Origin of the sequence: Trinickia sp., assembly GCF_036503415.1 — a bacterium.
Classification (GTDB): domain Bacteria; phylum Pseudomonadota; class Gammaproteobacteria; order Burkholderiales; family Burkholderiaceae; genus Trinickia.
The window spans coordinates 1-3,204 of the sequence record NZ_DASXWY010000194.1 but is presented as its reverse complement, the minus strand read 5'-3'; the positions used below and the strand labels follow the sequence as shown (position 1 = coordinate 3,204).

The following is a 3,204-nucleotide window of genomic DNA, read 5'->3' as shown; positions in this document are numbered from 1 at the left end:
CAAGCGCCACGTCGGCTACATGACGCAACGTTTTTCCTATTGGGAGGATCTCTCGATTCGCGAGAACCTCGATTTCGTTGCACGCGTCTACGAAATGCCGAACCGCAAGGAGACCGTCGAGCGCTCGCTCGAATCGCTAGGCCTTGCCGAGCGCGCCGATCAACTCGCGGGGGCGCTTTCGGGCGGGTGGAAACAGCGGCTGACCCTGGCGGCTTGCATGCTGCACGAACCGGAATTGCTGTTGCTCGACGAGCCGACGGCCGGTGTCGATCCGAATGCGCGGCGGGAGTTTTGGGAGGAGCTGCATCGACTGGCGGCGCGCGGCATTTCGGTCCTCGTCAGCACCCATTACATGGACGAGGCCGAGCGGTGCCACAAGCTCGCGTATATCGCGGACGGTACGCTGCTTGCGCAAGGCAGCGCGGCCGAAGTGATCGATGCACAGCACCTTTGCACCTGGACGATCGAGGGGGAAGGGCTGACCGCGCTGTCCGAGCGGTTGAAAACCAAGCCGGGCGTGGACCAGACCGTGGTCTTCGGCTCCGCGCTGCACGTGAGTGGAAGCGATCGCGCGGCGCTGGCGGCAACCCTCGCTGAAATCGAGAAGGAAGGGGCGCAACCGGGGCATGCGCGCTTTCGCGTGGCACCGATCGCGACCGGCCTGGAAGATGTCTTCATCTATCTCATGACGCGCGCACCGAACAACGAGGCGCACGCCGGGGGCTCCCGGCCATGAATGCCGCGCCCTCTCCGCGCGTTGCCCGCTTCTCGTTCGCGCGATGGTGGAGCATCGTGCAAAAGGAGTTTCTGCAATTGCGGCGGGACCGTGTGACGTTCGCCATGATCGTCGGCATTCCTGTCATTCAGCTGGCGCTGTTCGGTTTCGCCATCAACGACGATCCGAAGCACTTGCCGACCGCGGTCGTGGTGTCCGATCAGAGTCCTTTCGTGCGCAGTTTCATTTCGGCGTTGAAGCATTCCGATTATTTCGATGTGGTCGAGAGTCTTCCCGACGAGGCATCGGGACGCCGCGCGCTCGCTCGCGGCGAGGTGCAGTTCGTCGTCAGCGTACCTGTCGATTTTTCTCGGCGGCTGCTGCGCGGCGAGCATCCGTCGTTGCTCGTCGAAGCCGATGCGACCGATCCGGTCGCGACCGGCTCCGCGCTGCAGGCATTGCCGAATCTCGTGCAACCGGTGGTCGACAAGGATCTGACGGGAGCGCTCGCGCATTTGAACGGACGTCCCGCCGCGTTCGGAATTCAGGTGCATCGGCTCTACAACCCCGAGGGCATCACGCAGTACAACGTCGTGCCGGGTTTGATCGGCGTGATTCTGACGATGACCATGGTCATGATGACGGGGCTTGCGATCACGCGCGAGCGCGAGCGCGGCACCATGGAGAATCTGCTCGCGACACCGGTGCAGCCGCTCGAGGTCATGACCGGCAAGATCGTGCCTTATATCTTCATCGGTCTGCTGCAGGTGTCGATCATTCTTGCTGCCGCGCGCCTCGTCTTTCATGTGCCGTTCGCCGGCAGCCTCATCGCCCTCTATGTCGCGGCCTTACTGTTCATCGCGGCGAATCTCACCGTCGGTATCACGCTGTCTTCGCTTGCGCAAAACCAGTTGCAAGGCATGCAGCTGACGTTCTTCTATTTTCTGCCGAGCATCCTGTTGTCCGGATTTCTGTTTCCGTTCGCGGGCATGCCGGTCTGGGCGCGGTTCATCGGCGATCTGCTGCCGCTCACCTATTTCACACGGCTCGTACGCGGAATCCTGCTCAAAGGCATCGGCTGGTCCGACATGTGGCCTTCGGTCTGGCCGCTTGCGCTGTTTACGCTGCTCGTCATGGGCGTTGCCGTGCGCTTTTATCGGCGTACGCTCGATTAGGGGCTCCACGATGACGCCACGCCTCGTCATGCTGTCGTTGCTCGCTTTGAGTGCCTGCACCGTCGGCCCGGATTTCCACTCGCCGGCCGCACCGCGCGCGCAAGCGTATACGCGTGAGCCGATGCCGAGCGAGACAGTCGATCCGAGGGGGCCGGGCGGCGGCGCGCAGCGTTTCATCCGCTCGGACGCCGCACCGCGCACGTGGTGGCGGGGATTTGGATCGGGCGAACTCGACCGGCTCGTGGACGAAGCATTGCATCGAAGCCCGACAGTGGAGGCTGCGCGTTCTCGCCTGATCGCCGCGCGGGAGAACTACCGCGCGCAAGCAGGGCAGACAGAGCTGCCGAGCGTCGATGCGGGCTTATCGGCGACGCGCCGCAAAGTCGATCTCGCCTCGTTCGGGCTGGCCAACACGGCAAGCCCGCCGCCGTTTACGCTCTACGATGCGTCGGTCAGCGTGACCTATCTGCTCGACGTTTTCGGCGGCAACCGGCGTGCCCTCGAAGGAACGCGCGCGCAGGTGGACTATGCGGCATTCGAGCTCGATGCGGCGCGGCTTTCATTGGCGGGCAACGTGGTGTCGGCGGCGATTCGTCGGGCATCGTTGCGGCAGCAGCTGGCCTTGACGCGACAGCTCGCAGCCGCGCAAGCGCAGCAGCTCGGGATCATGGAGCGAAGGCAAGCCGCCGGCGGAGTGTCCGAGCTCGATGTGCACGCGCAGCGCACGCTATTGGCTCAAACACGCGCGACGATACCGCCGCTCGCCGCGCAACTCGCGCAGACCGAGCATCGGCTCGCCGTGCTGGTCGGGCTGCCGAGCGCCGAGGCGGATATGGGCGATATCGCGCTCGACGAATTGCGCGTGCCCGGTACCGTGCCGGTCACACTGCCGTCGACGCTCGCGCGCGAGCGGCCCGATATTCGCGCTTCCGAAGCCTTGCTGCATCGGGCGAGCGCGGACGTGGGCGTGGCCACGGCGAATCTGTTTCCGCAGTTTTCGATTGCGGCGAGCGCGGGATCGGAACGCACGCATATCCGGGACATCCTGAAGCAGTTCAACGTCTGGAGCATCGGACTGAGCATGACCCAGCCGATTTTTCGCGGCGGCGCGCTGCGGGCGCAGCGACGGGCGGCGCAGGCCACCTACCAGGCGGCGCTGGCCGATTATCGCGAGACGGTGCTGCAGGCACTGCAACAGGTGGCCGATGCGTTGCAGGCATTGCAAAGCGATGCCGAAACGCTCGATATGCGCGACGCGGCGTCGCGCGAAGCCGAGGCGAGCCTGCACGTCGCCTCGGCTCGCTACGCGGCCGG

The 3,204-nt window shown here is 64.7% G+C and carries 3 protein-coding genes; all 3 read left to right on the top strand.

Annotated features, from left to right (window positions below; translation table 11 throughout):
- Window positions 1–736, top strand: a 736-nt coding sequence (locus VGL01_RS23015; RefSeq protein ID WP_331573493.1) for an ABC transporter ATP-binding protein, incomplete at its 5' end; no start/stop codon positions are given.
- Entirely contained in the window at window positions 733–1,890 is a 1,158-nt protein-coding gene (locus VGL01_RS23010; protein WP_331573492.1) for an ABC transporter permease, read from the top strand. The genes VGL01_RS23015 and VGL01_RS23010, both read left to right, overlap by 4 nt.
- Window positions 1,891–1,900: 10 nt before the next feature.
- Window positions 1,901–3,204: efflux transporter outer membrane subunit (locus tag VGL01_RS23005; RefSeq protein WP_331573490.1), on the top strand; the 1,304-nt coding region annotated here is incomplete at its 3' end.

What these genes read in the sequence shown, in the direction of transcription:
- VGL01_RS23010 (WP_331573492.1), top strand. Translation starts at nt 733, where the DNA reads ATGAATGCCGCGCCCTCTCCGCGCGTTGCCCGCTTCTCGTTCGCGCGA.